Here is a 15667-nt window from a genome sequence, read left to right on the forward strand (position 1 = left end):
ATATGATTTCGGGTGACGTGCGGTCATTCACCCGCTAAGGCGCGACCATGACCCAGAACACCGCCCAATATGATGTCTGCGCCGTCGGCAACGCCATCGTCGATGTCCTCAGCCCCTGCGACGCCGCCTTCCTGACGGCCCAGGACCTGGCCCCCAACTCCATGCAGCTGGTCGACGCCGAACGCAGCGCCGCCCTGTATGACGCCATGGCGCCGGGCGTCGAGGCCTCGGGCGGTTCGGCCGGGAACACCGTGGCGGGCGTCGGCTCGTTCGGCGGTCGCGCGGCCTATATCGGCAAGGTCGCCGACGATACGCTGGGCGAGGTGTTCAGCCACGACATCCGCGCCGCCGGCGTCCACTTCGCCACTCCGGTCCTGACGGGCGGCGCGGACAAGGGCTTCGGCACCGGCCGCTGCCTGATCAACGTCCTGTCGGACGGCGCGCGCACCATGGCCACCTTCCTGGGCGCGGCGAACCAGCTGTACGCCGACGACATCGACGAGGCCCTGATCGCCTCCAGCGAGATCGTCTATCTGGAAGGCTATCTGTTCGACCCGGCGCCCGCCCGCGCCGCCTTCGAACGCGCCGCCGCCGCCGCGCACAAGGCGGGCCGCAAGGTCGCCATCACCCTGTCCGACACCTTCGTCGTCGCCCGCTGGCGCGCGGAGTTGCTGGACTTCATCACCCAGTCCGCCGACATCGTCCTGGCCAACGAGGCCGAGCTGGGCGCCCTGTTCGAGACAGAAGACTTCGACGCCGCCGCCGCGAAGTTGGCCGCCATCGTCGAGATCGCCGCCGTCACGCGCGGCGAGCACGGCTCGGTCGTGATCAAGGGCGAGGACCGCGTCGTCGTCGCCGCCTATCCGATCGCCAAGGTCATCGACACCACCGGCGCCGGCGACCAGTACGCCGCCGGCTTCCTGCTGGGCGTCGCACGCGGCCTGACCCTGGAAGAGGCCGGCAAGCTGGGCTCGCTGGCGGCGTCCGAAGTCATCGCCCACTGGGGGCCGCGCCCGATGGTGAAACTGGTCGATCTGGCCGCCGAGCACGGGTTGAAGCTTTAAGCCCTTCTCCCCTTGCGGGAGAAGGTGGGGCCGAAGGCCTCGGATGAGGGGAATCTATCCGCCTCGTGATGGTCAGAGCCGGGCTGCGGAAACAGCCCCCTCATCCGACCTCGCTGCGCTCAGCCACCTTCTCCCCCGAGGGGAGAAGGGAAGAGATGTCAGCTCTTCCACCTCAGCGTCACAGGCTGGATCGGGTTCACGAACGGCCGGTCCTCCGCCCGGCTCTTGGCCCATTCGCGCTTCAGCTGCTGATACCATTTCGCCTGTCTGTCGGCGTCGTCGATCCAGATCAGGGCGGGGTCATAGCGCAGCCCCTCGTTCTGCAGGTTCACCATGCCGCCGTCCTGTTTCAGGAAGGCGACCACCCCCATCCGCAGGAAGGGTTTGGCCAGGTCGAAGACCCAGTGGTCGGACCAGAAGATCTGGGTGATCCGCGTCTTGGTATCGGTGATCGGCGTCAGGCAGGTCAGGGCCAGCACCTGTTTCTCGCCCACCTGAATATGCTCCCAGCGGAAGCCGGGCAGGCGGAAGGTGATCTCGGTCGCAGGCGCGCCGCCTAGCACCTTATACAGCCGGCTGTTCGACGAGGGGGCGTGGCGCACCATGGCCCAGCCGAACTCGGTCGGGGCGAAGGCCTTGGACTTTTCGTGCATCGAATGTTCGGATCGCCACCACCATTGCTGGTGAACGTAGGGGCCGTGGGCCGGATCCATCAGGCCGACGACGGCGTGGTCGATGTGGCTGTCGAAATCCATCGCCTCGACCAGCTTGGCCTCGCCGCCGACCACGCCGGGGAAGACCGGCGGCTCATGGTCCGGCTCCATCGGATTGCGCGCGTCCGACGCTATCCAGACGAAGACGATCCCCTGGCTCTCGCGCACCGGATAGGACCGCACGCGGATGCGGTCGGCCTCGAACGCCTGATCCTCGACCAGGGACGGAATGGCGGCGCAGACCCCGTCGGTGCGGAACCGCCAGCCGTGATACGGGCATTCGACCGTCTCGCCCTCGCCGGGCTTGTCCACCAGCTTGCCCGCCGACAGGGGCGCCGCGCGGTGGGGGCAGATGTCGCGCATGGCATAGACCTGGCCCGCGCGTGTGCGGCCGACCAGAACCGGCTCGCCCATGACCTCGTAGCGTTTCAGGCTGGCGGGCGCGACGTCGCGACCCAGGGCCACGAAATACCAGGCGTCGGTGACGAACCCCTTGCCGAACGGACTGACGCCCGCCTTGGACGGGGCGGCTTCGGCCATGGCGGGGGCTTGAGAGGGCTGGACTGGAGCGGCGGTCATCCGCGCTGTTTAACAGCGTGGGCGGCGGAGCCATAGAGGGCGTGCGCCGAGACAAGCGGGACGGTTTGTCCAAAAGCCTCCTCTCCTTTCGTCATCCTCCGGCAAGCCGCTCGCGGCGCAGACCGGGGGAGCCAGCGGCGCCGAAGGCGATGTGTCCACTGCGCGATGCTTGGACATCTACCCCGCGACAGGTTCGCGCGCACGCGCGCCGCTGGCTCCCCCGATCGCTTCGCGCCGGAGGATGACGAAAGGAAAGATGCGCAGGCTTCCCCTGCCTGTCGCGGCGGGGTTATGTCTTGTTCGAAGAACGCCGCTCAGGTCGTCCAAGGGAAGTTTCGCCATGTTCCGCATCCTCGCCATCGCCGCCGCCATGCTGGGCGCACCGGCTATCGTCTCGGCCCAGGACGGCCACGGGACACACACCGAACACGGCCACAGCCACGCGGCCTTCGTCTCCGACCGGATCCACGTCCGTGTCGATGGCGACACGGACGGACGCGACATCATCCTGATCCCCGGCCTCAGCTCCTCACCCGAGATCTGGCAGGGGACGGTGGATCATCTGACGGCACAGGACGGCGTGGGCTGGCGCGTCCACCGCATCCACGTCCAGGGCTTCGCCGGCGCGCCGGCCGAGGGCAACGCCCAGGGCGCGACGCCCAGCGCCGTCGCCGCCCCGGTCGCCGAGGAAATCGCCCGCTACATCCGCGAGCAGGGCCTGCCCAAGCCCGCCGTGGTCGGACATTCGATGGGGGGGACTATCGGTCTGATGCTGGCCGCCCGCCATCCCGACAGCGTGGGCAAGCTGATGGTCGTGGACATGGTGCCCTTCATGGGGGCGATGTTCGGCGCGCCGGGTGCGACCGCCGAGAGCGTGACCCCCGTCGCCGACCAGATCTGGACCGCCCAATCCACCAGCCCGCGCGAGGTCTATGTCGCCCAGGCCACAACCAGCATCAATGGCATGATCAACACCGAAAGCCGCCGCGCCGAGGCGCTGGAAGACATGCGCAACAGCGACCAGAAGGTCTCCGCCGCCGCCTTCCGCGAGCTGATCACCACCGACCTGCGTCCCGAACTGTCGAAGATCGCCGCCCCGACCGAGGTGCTGTACGTCAAGTTCAACGATGCGCGCATGACGCCCCAAATCACCGACGGCGTCTATCAGGCCTCGTTCGCCAATCTGAAGAACGTGCAGCTGAAGCGGATCGACGACAGCGCCCACTTCATCATGTTCGACCAGCCGCAGGTGTTTTACGGCGATCTGGACGCCTTTCTTTCGGCGAAATAGCCGCTCACGATCCTGTGAAGTCGGCGGGACCGTTTCGGCGGGCGTTCAGACGCGATACACAGCCCTTGAACGAAAACCCGCCCAGCGCGGCATCTGAAGGATAGTCATGGCGGGTCCAGGCAATGGCGGCGGACAACAGGCGCAGGGCAAGCCCCGCCGGTCGGCTCTGGGGCGTCTCTTCTACTGGAGCGCGGTTCTGGCCGTCTGGGGGCTGATCTTCCTGGTCGTCTTCTTCGCCGTCTTCGCGCGCGGCCTGCCCGACACCTCCAGCCTGTATCAGGTCGATCGCCAGCCCTCGATCACCTATCTGGATCGCAACGGCGCCCTGATCGCCACCCGAGGCACCCAGATGGCGCCGCCCGCCGACCTGGACGCCTTGCCCGACTATGTCCCGGCGGCCTTCATCGCCATCGAGGACCGCCGCTTCTACAACCACCCCGGCTTCGACCCGATCGGCATGGCCCGCGCCATGGTGACGAACATGCGCGCGGGCCGCGTCGTTCAGGGCGGCTCGACCCTGACCCAGCAGCTGGCCAAGAACCTGTTCCTCACGCCCGACCAGAACATGCGACGCAAGGTGCAGGAGCTGATGCTGGCGGTCTGGCTGGAGATGAAATTCTCCAAGAAGGAGATCCTGGCCCTCTATCTGAACCGGGTCTATTTCGGCGCCGGCGCCTATGGGATCGAGGCGGCGTCGCAACGCTATTTCGACAAGTCGGCCAAGAACCTGACGGTCGGAGAGGCTGCGCTTTTGGCGGGCCTCTTGAAGGCGCCGTCGCGCTATTCGCCGGTGTCCGAGAGCGAGCGCGCCGCCGCCCGCGCCACCGTCGTCCTGAACGAGATGGAAGAGGCCGGCGTCATCACCGCCGCCCAGCGCGAACAGGCCGTGACCCAGCCGGTTATCGTCTCGCGGACCCTGGCGACCCAGCACGCCCAGTATTTCATCGACTGGCTGGACAAGTCGATCCGTAGCCTGGTCGGCGAACCGACCGAGGACATGGTGGTCGAGACCACCCTGGACCTGACGCTGCAGACCTCGGCCGAGCGATCGGTGCGTCGCATCCTGGACCGCGACGCGGGCAAGGGCGTGCAGCAGGCGGCGCTGGTCGCCCTGGATGGCGACGGCCGGGTGCGCGCCATGATCGGCGGCTCGTCCTATGCCGACAGCCAGTTCAACCGCGCGGTCGATGCAAAGCGTCAGGCGGGCTCGGCCTTCAAGCCCTTCGTCTATCTGGCGGCGGTCGAGGCCGGCTATACGCCCCAGACCCCGGTGGTCGATCAGCCGATCACCATCGGCAACTGGTCGCCCCGCAACTATTCCGGCACCTTCAGCGGCAATATGACCTTGGCCCAGGCCGTGGCCCAGTCGACCAATACGGTCGCCGCCTATGTCGCCGATCAGGTCGGTCGCGACAGCGTGGCCCGCGCCGCGCGCCGTCTGGGCATCGAAAGCCGCATCGGTCTGGAGCCCGCCATGGCGCTGGGCGCCGTCGAGGTCTCGCCGCTGGAGATGGCCACCGCCTATGACGCTTTCGCCAACGGCGGGCGCCGCGTGGACGCGTATGGTATCAGCCGCATCCGCACGCCGCAGGGACGCGTCATCTATCAGCGCCAGTCCGGCCAGAGCGGCCAGGCGATCAACAATCCGTCGCTCTACTACATGAACCAGATGCTGCGCGGCGTAGTCTCCTCCGGCACGGGGCGCAGCGTGGCGATCGCTGGCCGCGACCTGGCCGGCAAGTCGGGCACGACCTCGGACTACAAGGACGCCTGGTTCGTCGGCTACACCGGCGGCTTCGTCACCGCCGTCTGGGTCGGCAAGGACGACAACACCGCCATGCGCGGCGTGACGGGCGGCTCGTCGCCCGCCGCCATCTGGAAGGGCTTCATGGAGGCGGCGTTGCCGCGCCTGAACGCCCCGCGCATCCCCGACGGCCCGGCCATGCCCGAGGGCTGGGTCGCACCCGATCCGGTCGGCGACCTGATGAGCGGCCTGGACCAGAACGGCCTGCCGGTCGAACCGGTCGATCCGCTGCTGGGCGAGCCCTATGTCGAAGACCCGGAGGCGCCGGTCCAGCAGCCGTCGCCGAAACAGCCGTCGCCCCAGCCCGCGACTAAGCCGACGCAGCGCGACACGCCGAACCAGCAACCGGAAGGCCGCCAGCCGCCCGAACGCAAGGGCGACGCCCTGTTCTTCTGACCCACGGAGGCGCGCGCTTAACACGGGCAGGCTTTGCCGCTACGGTGGAGCCATGTCGGTGAGCGCAACAAGCGACGACGGAACGACGACGCTCATCATCGAGACGCCGGAGACGGCCGCTGTGGCCGCCCTGGCCGACGTCAACGACATCCTCGAAGTCTGCGCCCGCGTCACCGGCATGGGCTATGTCGTCGTCGCCCATGTGACCGAGGAGCGCTGGCTGGCCTGCGCCGTGCTGGACCAGGTGAACTTCGGCCTGCCGGTCGGGGGCGAGCTGCCGATCCGCTCCACCCTGTGCAACGAGGTGCGCCAGACCCGCGCGCCCATCGCCTTCGACCAGGCGTCTGCGGACCAGATCTGGCGCGACCATCAGACGCCCAAGGCCTATGGGCTGGAAAGCTATATCGCCGTGCCGATCGTTCTGGACGGCGGCGACTTCTTCGGCACCCTGTGCGCCATCGACCCGCGACCCGCGCCGGCCTCGCGACCCGAGACGGTGCGGATGTTCGAGCTGTTCGCCCGTCTGATCGCGACCCAGCTGGACGCCGGCCGCCGGCTGGCCCTGTCCGAGGCGGCCCTGCTGGATGCGCGAGAGACGGCCGAACTGCGCGATCAGTTCATCGCCGTCCTGGGCCATGACCTGCGCAATCCGCTGGCGGCGATCGAGGCGGGCGCCACCCTGTTGGAACGTAAGGTCACGGGCGAGGACACGCGTCGGATCCTGGGCGAGATGCGCGGTTCTGCGGGACGCATGGGCCGGCTGATCAACGATGTGCTGGATTTCGCGCGCGGCCGACTGGGCGGCGGCCTCAGCCTGGCGCGACGCCCCGCGACCGAACTGCCGGCCATGCTGAATCAGGTGGTGGACGAACTGCGCGCCGCCCATCCCGGCCGGATCGTCCAGGCCGACATCATCCTGACCGGCGCCGTGCCGGGCGACCCCGACCGGATCGCTCAGCTAATGTCCAACCTTCTGGCCAACGCCCTGGTGCATGGCGATCACAGACAGCCAGTGCGGGTCGCCGCCGCCGTGGTGGGCAAGACGTTCGAATTGTCGGTGGCCAATGGCGGCCGACCCATTCCGGCGACGGTGCAGCCGCGCCTGTTCCAGCCCTTCAACCGGCGCGACACGGCCGATGTGCGCGACGGCCTGGGCCTGGGCCTCTATATCGCCAGTCAGATCGCCACCGCTCACGACGGCGAACTGACGGTCATCTCGGACGAGGCCGAGACGCGGTTCGTCTTCCGCATGCCGATCGCGGCCACGTCCTTGCCGCTCTAGGCGACGACCGTCGTCAAGCCGCCGTCACCGGGGGCACGACAGATCGCCCTCCTGACATTGCGACAGCGTCCGCAGTTGCCGGGTCCGTTCCGTCGTCAGGCGCGCGACGCAGGCCGAATGCACCATCGGATAGGCGGACCCGCCCTGAACGCCAGACGCTTCGAACCGGCATTCCTGATCGCGGAAGCTGATCCAGGTGCGCTGGGCGGTGCGCAGCAACGTCCGGCTGGGCGTCGATAGCCGCGCCATAGTGGCGGTGTACTGGGCGTTCAGCGACCGGTCCGCCCTCTGCATATCCTGGGCGGCGTTCGCGTTCATCGTCGCCTGCGACTGCGCCGATGCGGAAGACGCGGCAGCGAGGGCGAGGCCGAGAGCGACCGACAGCGTGATCATCGTTTTCATGGAGCGTTCCTGATTGGGATGGCGCAGATGAAACGCGCCGAGGCTCAGGAGTTTCCGTAATGGGCCGTCCCCAGGCGAAGACTGCTCTACCGCCCCACGGCGTGAAGCGCGCCGCCGTAATCCTTCAGCCATTTGCGCCACGGTCTGTGGTCCCCGACCAGCCGTTCGACCACGGACCAGTAGGCTGGGCTGTGGTCGGCGTGGACCAGATGGGCGACCTCGTGGGCGGCGAGATAGTCGATCACCGGCGGCGGGGCCATGATGACGCGCCAGGAATAGCGGATGGTGCGGTTGTGCGGACTGCACGAGCCCCAGCGTGACCGGGTGTCGGCGATCGACATCTTCACCGGTGCCTGCCCCAGGGTGCGCAGATGGTGGTCGGTGCGTTCCAGAAGGGTATCGCGCGCCTCGCGCTTCAGCAGGTTCTCGACCCGCCGCGCATAGGCCTCGCCCTCGCCGCCCGAACGGATGACAGTCCCGTCCTCGACCAGACGTGCCGCCCCGGCGCCGGGCACGGCCTCTAGCCGCACGGGGCGACCGCGCAGGGAGATGACCTGGCCCGGCTCCAGCGGCCGGCCCTTTGGCCGCACCGCCAGCCGTTCGCAGATCCAGACGGCCTTGGTGCGGGCGAAGGCGACGGCCTGGGTCAGGCTGCGCTCGGTCGGGGCGATGACCACGGCCTCGCCCGCCCGCGCATCGATCCGTACCGACAGGCGCCGCGCACGCGGATTGACGGATAATCTCAGGACGGGGCCGGAGCCCCCTTCGTCAAGCGGCAGCCGCTGACCGTTGCGGTACGCCACCGACAGCCTCGTTCTGGGCGATGAAATCGCGGACGCGGGGATAGATCTCGTCACGGAAGCGACGGCCGTTGAACACGCCGTAATGGCCGACGCCCGGCTGGACATAGAGCACGCGGCGGTCCTCGGGGATGTTGGGGCACAGGCCGTGCGCGGCTTGCGTCTGGCCGACGCCGGAGATGTCGTCCTTCTCGCCCTCGACGGTCATCAGGCCGATGTCGGTGATCTTGGTCAGATCGACCTTGCGCCCGCGATGCTCCAACAGGCCCCGCGCCAGCAGATGCTGCTGGAAGACGATGTCGATGGTCTGGAGATAGAACTCCTCGGTCAGGTCCAGCACCGACAGATATTCGTCGTAGAATTCATCGTGTTTATCGACCCCGTCCCCGTCACCGTCGATCAGGCTGTTGAAATAGTCCCAGTGGGCGTCGCGATGGCGCGCCTCGTTCATCGACATGAAGCTGTAGAGCTGGACGAAGCCCGGATAGACCCGCCGCCCGAACCCGGAATAGGGCAGGGGCACGGTATGGATCATGTTCGACTTGAACCAGGTGAAGGGCTTTTCCTCCGCCAGCTGGTTGGTCACGGTCGGCGACAGGCGCGCGTCGATGGGCGAGCCCATGAAGGTCATGGACAGGGGGCGGTTTTCGTCGCCGTCCTCGGCCATCACCGCCCCGGCCGCCAGCACCGGCGGTCCGGGCTGGCACACGCCGACGACATGGGCGCGACCGCCGATCTCGGCCAGCATCATGCGGACGTGGTCGATATAGTCGAAGAAGTCGAACCGCCCCTCCAGCACCGGCACCTGGCGGGCGTTGATCCAGTCGGTGACATAGACGTCGTGGTCCTGAAGGAAGCCCTCGACCGTGCCGCGCAGCAGGGTGGCGTAGTGACCCGACAGCGGGGCCACGATCAGGACGGCGGGCGCGGCGACGGGTTTGCCCGCCCGTTTCAGGTCGCCGATGTTGCGCGCGAACCGGACCAGGCGGCACCACGGGCTCTGCCAGATCACCTGTTCGGTGGTGCGGACCGTCTTGCCGCCGATCTCCAGGGTTTCCAGCTTCCAGTCCGGCTTGCCGTATCGCCGGGTGACGCTCTCGAACAGCTCTGCCGAGGCGTAGGCCGTGCGTCCAATGGCGGTGTCCGCCGCCGGATTGAAAGGCGAGGTCCAGAAGTTCCGCGCCATCTGGGCGCCGACCCGGAACGGCAGGGCCGATTGGTAGGCGAGTTCATGAAATGCGTAGAGCATGACGATCCGTTACGGCCCATCGCCGTTTGTGCAGGGCAACATATAATGCATCACCCTGCAAAAGGATTATGAGGCAGCGGAATAGCCCTTAGTCGGGGATATCTCCCGACCTTCCGTCATCCTAGGCACAAGACCTAGGATGACGATGAGTGAGGGACTTACCCCCGCGCGATCGCGTCCTCGATGATCTTGGTCGATTTGTCCGGCCCCAACCCATAGGCGACGGCGGTGCGGAACTTGCCGTCCGGCCCCATCAGATAGACGGTCAGGGAGTGGTTCATCGTATAGGCCTCGCCCTCGCCGACCTTCTCGTAGAAGGCGCGGTAGGCCTTGGCGGCCGTCGCTACCTGTTCCGGCGTGCCCGTCAGGCCGATGGTCCCCTTGGGGAACCCGTCCGACGACAGATAGTCCTTCAGCGCCTGGGGCGTGTCGCGTTGGGGATCGATGCTGACGAAGACGATCTGCAGATCCTTGGCCTTGTCGCCCAGCCGTTGCTGCACGACGGCCATTTCCGCCAGGGTCGTGGGGCAGAACTCGGGGCAATAGGTGAAGCCGAAGAAGACCAGGCTCCATTTGCCGTTCAGCATGGTCTGATCGACCGGCTGTCCGTCCTGGTTCACAAGCTGGAAGTCGCCGCCGACCAGAGGCTGACCCGTCGAGGTGGTCTCGGCGCCGTTCGACGCAGGCGCGCGTCCGCTGACCACCACGACGGTGATGATGGCCAGGGCCACGGCGATGGCGATACAGGCGCCAGCGAATAGCAGGATGGAACGACGCGGCATGACGGCCTCTCACGAAACGGATCTGATCGGTCTATAGAAGCGGTGTGACCCCGACAGAAGCCCGCAATGCGCCGCACGGCGCATCATATTCCGAGCCGTTGAACGGCTGGAGCGACGCGCCGCGTCGCGGGCGCGGCTTTTCGCTGCGCACCCTGATCGTGTTGCGCTGGCTGACCATCGTGGGTCAGAGCGCGGCGATCCTGACGGCGTATCAGGGTCTGCACTTTCCCCTGCCGCTCTGGCCCTGTCTGATCGTCATCGCCATCAGCGCGGCGGTGAACGTGGGGGCCATGGCGCGGGTGCGGCGCCTGGAAGCCAGTCTGCCGGATGGGCGTCAGACCGCGATCCACCTGGGCTTCGACATCTTTCAGCTGGGCGTGCTGCTGGGCTTGACCGGCGGGCTTGAGAACCCCTTCTGCCTTTTGCTGGTCGCGCCCGTGACCATTGCGGCGGCGGCCCTGCCGGCGCGTCAGGCGCTGGCCCTGGGCGCCCTGGCCCTGATCGCGGTCGGGGTGCTGTTCTTCTGGTCCGAGCCGCTGCCGTGGCGCCCGTACGAGCATTTCCACCTGCCGACCCTCTATCGCCTGGGCATGGCCATGGCCCTGGTGACGGGGGTGGTCTTCACCGCCGGATACGCCTGGCGGGTGGCGGCCGATGCGGAGAAGCTGGAACTGGCCCTCGCCACGACCCAGGACGTGCTGCAACGCGAACAGCGACTGGCGGCCCTGGGCGGTCTGGCGGCGGCGGCGGCGCATGAACTGGGCACGCCGCTGGCGACCATCCAGGTGGTGGCCAAGGAGCTGCAACGCGCCTCCGCTCCCGACAGCGACGCGGCCGAGGACGCCGCATTGATCCTGCAACAGGCCGAGCGCTGCCGGGGCATACTGACCCAGCTGTCGCAACAGCCCGAGGGCGATGACGCCCTCTATGCCGACGTGTCGTTGAAGGCCCTGCTGGAAGAGGTGGTCGAACCGCACCGCGGCTTCGACCTGGCGTTCGAGGTTCTGGTGAAGACCCCGCCGGGCCAGCCCGCCCCGCGCGTGCGCCGCCTGCCCGAGGTGATCCACGGCCTGTCCACCCTGGTCGAGAACGCCGCCGACTTCGCCACGACCACAGTCCGTGTTCAGGCGGTGGTCGACGCCGGCTGGATCGAGATCGATATTCTCGACGACGGCCCCGGTTTCGCCAGCGACATCCTGCCCCGGCTGGGCGAGCCCTATGTGACCAGCCGCCCTCAGGGCAAGGCGCGCCAAGCCCTGGCCGCCCAGATCGCCGCCGCCGCCCGCCCCTCCAAGCGCCGCCCGACAGCCGAGGCGCCCATCGCGCCCAGCCAGGGCGGCATGGGCCTGGGCTTCTTCATCGCCCGCACCCTGCTGGAACGCACCGGCGGATCGGTCAGTGTGGGCCAGGGGCTGGCGCAATCGGAGGCCAAGGCCGCACCGCGCGGCGCCCGCGTGGCCGTGCGCTGGGCGCGACCGGCGCTGGAAGTCGCGGCGTGAGCCAAATGGGTCTAACCGTCGCAGGCGGAACCTTGGCCTTGACCCACACGCTACCCGTCACGACTTGAAGCGGCAGGAGAGAACCGAATGTCCGAACTAGAAGCCCGCATCGCCGCCCTGCCCGACAAGTCCCTGCTGCTGCTGGACGACGACCAGGCCCTGCGCACCCGCATGGGCCGCGCGCTGGAGGCGCGCGGCTTTCAGGTGACCACCGCCGAGTCCGTCGCCGAAGCGACCCAGCTGCTGCGTGACAAGGCTCCTGCCTTCGCCGTGCTGGACATGCGGCTGGAGGACGGCAACGGCCTCAAGGTCGTCGAGGCCGTGCGTGAAAAGCGCGAGGACGCCCGCATCGTCATGCTGACCGGCTACGGCGCCATCGCCACGGCGGTCGCGGCGGTCAAGGCCGGCGCCGTCGACTATCTGTCCAAACCCGCCGACGCCGACGACGTGGTCAAGGCCCTGCTGGCCACCGGCGATTCGCCCGAACCGCCCGAAAACCCCATGAGCGCCGACCGCGTCCGCTGGGAACATATCCAGCGCGTCTACGAGCTGTGCGACCACAATGTCTCGGAAACCGCCCGCCGCCTGGGCATGCACCGCCGCACCCTGCAACGCATCCTCGCCAAGCGCGCGCCGCGGTAGGGGCTGGCGCAGGCGCGACAAACGTCTGAGTTGTGTTTGTTTTATTGACCGTGCCCGTTGGCCGGTCATTTTATGTCATGGCTTTTTCAGACTTCATCGTGTTCGCCGACGAAAGCGGTTCGCCCGTTCTGGAAGGGCCAGACCCCACATTTCCGGTCTTCTTCCTGAGCTGTGTACTCATATCGAAGACGGTTTATGCCGACCAGGTCGTGCCTCAGCTCCAGAAGTTGAAGTTCGATTTCGTCGGTCATGATCAGATCGTGCTGCATGAGCGCGACATAAGGCGGCAGCAGAAAAATTTTGCCTTTCTGCAAGCCGACCCCGCCATTCGCGAAGCGTTCCTGAACCGCATCAACGATATCGTTGCGGGCGCTGACATCGACATGGTGACGGCCGTGATCGATAAGGTTCGGCTGGCTGAGCGCTACGCCCAGCCTTGGAATCCCTACGAACTCGCATTGAATTTCTGCATGGAGAAGCTGCTGGCCCGCCTCCGCGCGCTCGAACAGGGGGACCGGCTCGTCCACGTCGTCTTCGAGGGGCGAGGAAAGAGGGAAGATGCAGAGTTGGAATTGTATTTTCGACGCGTCGCGGCGAACCAAGGCGAACTGGGGTTACAAAAAGCCCGACTTCAGCTTCCTGAGTTGGGAGCCCGTCTTCGTCGATAAGAAGTGCAATTCGTCAGGGCTTCAACTCGCCGATCTGATGGCGCGTCCCATCGGGCTCAAGGCCCTGCGTCCATTGCAGGAAAACAGAGCGTTCGATCTTCTGCAGCCGAAGTTGAAAACCGACGGGCTGAAAATCTTTCCCTGAAAGCAGAAGGGCCCCCGGCGAACCGGGAGCCCTACGCCGACCGAGAAACCCCAGTCCATTTCAACGAGCAAATAGGCTCTATTTATTAGAAAGTCCACAACCGAAGCGCGTGATTTTTCGCTCAATCCTCGTCGTCGTCCTCGACCACGTCGGGGATTTCGGGGGTGACGACGGTCGGGGCGATGGTCTTGATCTCGCCCAGCTTGGCGCCGGGGAAGGCCAGCATCACCGCCTGGACGAAGGGATTGGCCTCGACTTCGGCCCGTTCGGTCGCGCGGGCCTTTTTCTGAAGCTCGATCACCGTCTCGGCCCCGCCCTGGCCGTTGGCGGCGATCAGCCAGGTGCGGCCGGTCCATTCGCGAAGGCGGGCGGACAGTTTGCGGGCCAGTTCGATGGGGGCGCCCTGGACGCTTTCATAGACGATGGCGCCGGGCTTGAACGAGACCGGCTTCACATACCGTTCCACGTCCATCTGAAGCCCGACCTCGCGCTTCTCGCCGATCAGGGCGACGACCTGTTCGAAGGTCTGCGGATCGGGCAAGGCGGGGGCCATGACGGGTCGTGCGGCGAGCTGCGCCGATGTTCCGCCGCCGCCCCCACCACCACCGCCACGCGGGGCCGAGCCGCCGCCCAACGGTTCGCCGGACTGGAGCCGTTTCAGCGCCTCCTCCGGCCCCGGCAGGTCGGCCGCATAGGCCAGGCGCACGATGGCCATCTCGACCGCATCGGCCGGATTGGGCGCGCGCCGCACCTCGTCCAGCGCCTTCAGCAGCATTTGCCAGGTGCGCGACAGGGTCGCCGCCGGAATGGCCGCGCCCAGAGCCGCCAGTTTCTGCGCCTGGTCGTTCGGCAACCGTGTCGCGTTCGGCCCCAGCATCTTGGCGACCGACGCCGCGTGGCAATGTTCCAAGAGGTCGTTGGTCACCTGCACCGGATCGGCGCCGAAGCCGTACAGGGTGCGGAAGCTTTCCAGCGCCTCGGGCGTGCGGCCGGCCATGACGCTCTCGAAAAGGGCGATGGTCTGGGTCCGGTCGGCCAGGCCCAGCATGTCGCGGACGGTCTCGGTCTTGACCGTCTCGCCCCGCTCGGCCTGAACCAGGGCCTGGTCGAGCAGCGACAGCCCGTCGCGCACCGACCCCTCGGCCGCGCGCGAGATCAAAGCGAGCGCGTCCGTCTCGATCTTCATGCCTTCGCGGTCGGCGATCCGGCCCAGGTGCTCGACCAGGATCTCGGGCTCGACGCGGCGCAGGTCGAACCGCTGGCACCGGCTCAGGATCGTCACCGGCACCTTGCGGATCTCGGTGGTGGCGAAGATGAATTGGGCGTGGGGCGGGGGCTCCTCCAGCGTCTTCAACAGGGCGTTGAACGCCTGCGTCGACAGCATGTGGACCTCGTCCAGCACATAGACCTTGTAGCGCGCCTCGACTGGCGCATAGCGGACGCTCTCCAGAATGTCGCGGATGTCGTTGACGCCGGTGTGCGACGCCGCATCCATCTCCATCACGTCCATGTGCTGGCCGGCCATGATGGCGGCGTCGTGCCGGCCGTGGGCGGTCAGGGTCAGCGACGGCTTGTCGATGACGTCGGTTTCGTTGTTCAGGGCGCGGGCCAAGAGGCGGGCGGTGGTCGTCTTGCCGACGCCGCGAACCCCGGTCAGCATGAAGGCGTGGGCGATCCGGCCGGTGGCGAAGGCATTGGTCAGGGTGCGCACCATCGCCTCCTGCCCGATCAGATCCTCGAAGGTGCGCGGCCGATATTTGCGCGCCAGCACCTGATAGGCGGCGCCGTCATCGACGTGGGCCGCGACTTCGGCATGGGCGGGCTTGGCGACGGCAGGCGCAGCAACGGGCGCCGCGACCGGCTCAGGCGCCGCAGCGGGCGCGCCGAACATGTCGTCGGTGTTCTCGTCGCGCTGAACGACGTCGTCCTCTTCCCAGGGCGGGCCGTCGAGATTCGTGTCGCTGTCCGTCATGGGGAGAAGTCTTACAGCGGGTGAGGGGCGGGTAGAAGCGATTCAATCTCCCTTCTCCCCTCGGGGGAGAAGGTGGGCCCGCAGGGCTCGGATGAGGGGGGTCTGTCCGCCCACTGACGGCAAGAGCGGGCCTGTATCCGGCAGCCCCCTCATCCGTCTCGCTCCGCGAGCCACCTTCTCCCCCGAGGGGAGAAGGGAGACGCACAAACGCGCTCAAGCAGCGAGCGACCGCGTCGCGAGCGTTAGCGCACCAAAAAGAGAGAAGTAGAGACCGCGACCCGAAGGGGGATTCGTTGTGGCTGCTGCCTTCCGGCCCTGACCAGATTGGCGAAACCTTCGCCCGCGATCTCCGAGCGGAGATATGACGGGTGCGGCGGTC

Annotated in this window: 13 protein-coding genes and 1 other RNA gene; 7 read left to right on the forward strand and 7 right to left on the reverse strand. The window is 67.3% G+C overall.

The window, feature by feature from the left end:
- Positions 1-47: 47 nt before the first annotated feature.
- Positions 48-1064: an adenosine kinase gene (locus AC3ISA_RS08500; protein WP_489177538.1), complete on the forward strand. Its 1017-nt coding sequence runs from the start codon at positions 48-50 to the stop codon at positions 1062-1064.
- A gap of 158 nt (positions 1065-1222) precedes the next feature.
- Here AC3ISA_RS08500 and AC3ISA_RS08505 read toward each other — a convergent pair whose 3' ends face one another.
- Positions 1223-2317, reverse strand: a complete 1095-nt coding sequence (locus AC3ISA_RS08505) for an aromatic ring-hydroxylating oxygenase subunit alpha (RefSeq protein WP_489180084.1) — start codon at positions 2315-2317, stop codon at positions 1223-1225.
- A gap of 379 nt (positions 2318-2696) precedes the next feature.
- Between AC3ISA_RS08505 and AC3ISA_RS08510 the strand changes: the two genes are divergently transcribed.
- The 3 genes from AC3ISA_RS08510 (at position 2697) to AC3ISA_RS08520 (ending at position 7129) form a co-directional block, all read left to right on the forward strand.
- Positions 2697-3647: an alpha/beta fold hydrolase gene (locus AC3ISA_RS08510; protein ID WP_489177539.1), complete on the forward strand. Its 951-nt coding sequence runs from the start codon at positions 2697-2699 to the stop codon at positions 3645-3647.
- 106 nt (positions 3648-3753) lie between these two features.
- The gene (locus tag AC3ISA_RS08515) at positions 3754-5847 is read left to right on the forward strand and encodes a transglycosylase domain-containing protein (RefSeq protein WP_489177540.1); all 2094 of its coding nucleotides are present in this window, start codon (positions 3754-3756) and stop codon (positions 5845-5847) included.
- Between the two features lie 58 nt (positions 5848-5905).
- Entirely contained in the window at positions 5906-7129 is a 1224-nt protein-coding gene (locus AC3ISA_RS08520) for a GAF domain-containing sensor histidine kinase (protein ID WP_489177541.1), read from the forward strand.
- 24 nt (positions 7130-7153) lie between these two features.
- On the opposite strand, the gene AC3ISA_RS08525 is transcribed toward AC3ISA_RS08520, so the two are convergent.
- The 4 genes from AC3ISA_RS08525 to AC3ISA_RS08540 all read right to left on the reverse strand — a co-directional run bounded on the left by AC3ISA_RS08525 (position 7154) and on the right by AC3ISA_RS08540 (position 10362).
- Positions 7154-7531 carry a lysozyme inhibitor LprI family protein gene (locus AC3ISA_RS08525; protein WP_489177542.1) on the reverse strand — a complete coding sequence of 126 codons (378 nt, stop codon included), beginning with the start codon at positions 7529-7531 and terminating at the stop codon, positions 7154-7156.
- Positions 7532-7617: 86 nt separating this feature from the next.
- Positions 7618-8334 (reverse strand): M48 family metallopeptidase, encoded by a 717-nt coding sequence (locus AC3ISA_RS08530; protein WP_489177543.1) that lies wholly within the window; start codon positions 8332-8334, stop codon positions 7618-7620.
- Positions 8300-9580 (reverse strand): polyhydroxyalkanoate depolymerase, encoded by a 1281-nt coding sequence (locus tag AC3ISA_RS08535; RefSeq protein ID WP_489177544.1) that lies wholly within the window; start codon positions 9578-9580, stop codon positions 8300-8302. The genes AC3ISA_RS08530 and AC3ISA_RS08535 overlap by 35 nt, the downstream gene beginning before the upstream one ends.
- Positions 9581-9738: 158 nt before the next feature.
- Positions 9739-10362 (reverse strand): SCO family protein, encoded by a 624-nt coding sequence (locus AC3ISA_RS08540; protein WP_489177545.1) that lies wholly within the window; start codon positions 10360-10362, stop codon positions 9739-9741.
- Between the two features lie 44 nt (positions 10363-10406).
- Here AC3ISA_RS08540 and AC3ISA_RS08545 point away from each other — a divergent pair, with 44 nt between their 5' ends.
- The 3 genes from AC3ISA_RS08545 to AC3ISA_RS08555 all read left to right on the forward strand — a co-directional run bounded on the left by AC3ISA_RS08545 (position 10407) and on the right by AC3ISA_RS08555 (position 13171).
- A complete protein-coding gene (locus AC3ISA_RS08545) occupies positions 10407-11861 on the forward strand; it encodes an ActS/PrrB/RegB family redox-sensitive histidine kinase (RefSeq protein ID WP_489177546.1) in 1455 nt (484 codons plus the stop codon).
- An 87-nt stretch (positions 11862-11948) separates the two neighbouring features.
- Positions 11949-12503, forward strand: coding sequence for an ActR/PrrA/RegA family redox response regulator transcription factor (locus tag AC3ISA_RS08550; RefSeq protein ID WP_135194551.1), 555 nt, complete (start codon positions 11949-11951; stop codon positions 12501-12503).
- Between the two features lie 77 nt (positions 12504-12580).
- Positions 12581-13171, forward strand: coding sequence for a DUF3800 domain-containing protein (locus AC3ISA_RS08555; RefSeq protein ID WP_489177547.1), 591 nt, complete (start codon positions 12581-12583; stop codon positions 13169-13171).
- 266 nt (positions 13172-13437) lie between these two features.
- Here the strand turns inward: AC3ISA_RS08555 and AC3ISA_RS08560 are convergent, their stop codons facing one another.
- Together AC3ISA_RS08560 and ffs are read right to left on the reverse strand one after the other, a co-directional pair.
- Entirely contained in the window at positions 13438-15288 is a 1851-nt protein-coding gene (locus AC3ISA_RS08560) for a DNA polymerase III subunit gamma/tau (RefSeq protein ID WP_489177548.1), read from the reverse strand.
- A 260-nt stretch (positions 15289-15548) separates the two neighbouring features.
- An RNA gene (ffs, locus tag AC3ISA_RS08565) (signal recognition particle sRNA small type) lies at positions 15549-15642 on the reverse strand.
- Positions 15643-15667 lie beyond the last annotated feature (25 nt).

This window comes from Brevundimonas sp. KH_058, assembly GCF_057838505.1.

Bases quoted from the DNA above. Each gene is read 5' to 3' on its own strand.
- AC3ISA_RS08500 (WP_489177538.1), top strand. From the start codon at position 48: ATGACCCAGAACACCGCCCAATATGATGTCTGCGCCGTCGGCAACGCC.
- AC3ISA_RS08505 (WP_489180084.1), bottom strand. From the start codon at position 2,317: ATGGCCGAAGCCGCCCCGTCCAAGGCGGGCGTCAGTCCGTTCGGCAAG.
- AC3ISA_RS08510 (WP_489177539.1), top strand. From the start codon at position 2,697: ATGTTCCGCATCCTCGCCATCGCCGCCGCCATGCTGGGCGCACCGGCT.
- AC3ISA_RS08515 (WP_489177540.1), top strand. From the start codon at position 3,754: ATGGCGGGTCCAGGCAATGGCGGCGGACAACAGGCGCAGGGCAAGCCC.
- AC3ISA_RS08525 (WP_489177542.1), bottom strand. From the start codon at position 7,531: ATGAAAACGATGATCACGCTGTCGGTCGCTCTCGGCCTCGCCCTCGCT.
- AC3ISA_RS08535 (WP_489177544.1), bottom strand. From the start codon at position 9,580: ATGCTCTACGCATTTCATGAACTCGCCTACCAATCGGCCCTGCCGTTC.
- AC3ISA_RS08540 (WP_489177545.1), bottom strand. From the start codon at position 10,362: ATGCCGCGTCGTTCCATCCTGCTATTCGCTGGCGCCTGTATCGCCATC.
- AC3ISA_RS08550 (WP_135194551.1), top strand. From the start codon at position 11,949: ATGTCCGAACTAGAAGCCCGCATCGCCGCCCTGCCCGACAAGTCCCTG.
- AC3ISA_RS08555 (WP_489177547.1), top strand. From the start codon at position 12,581: ATGGCTTTTTCAGACTTCATCGTGTTCGCCGACGAAAGCGGTTCGCCC.
- AC3ISA_RS08560 (WP_489177548.1), bottom strand. From the start codon at position 15,288: ATGACGGACAGCGACACGAATCTCGACGGCCCGCCCTGGGAAGAGGAC.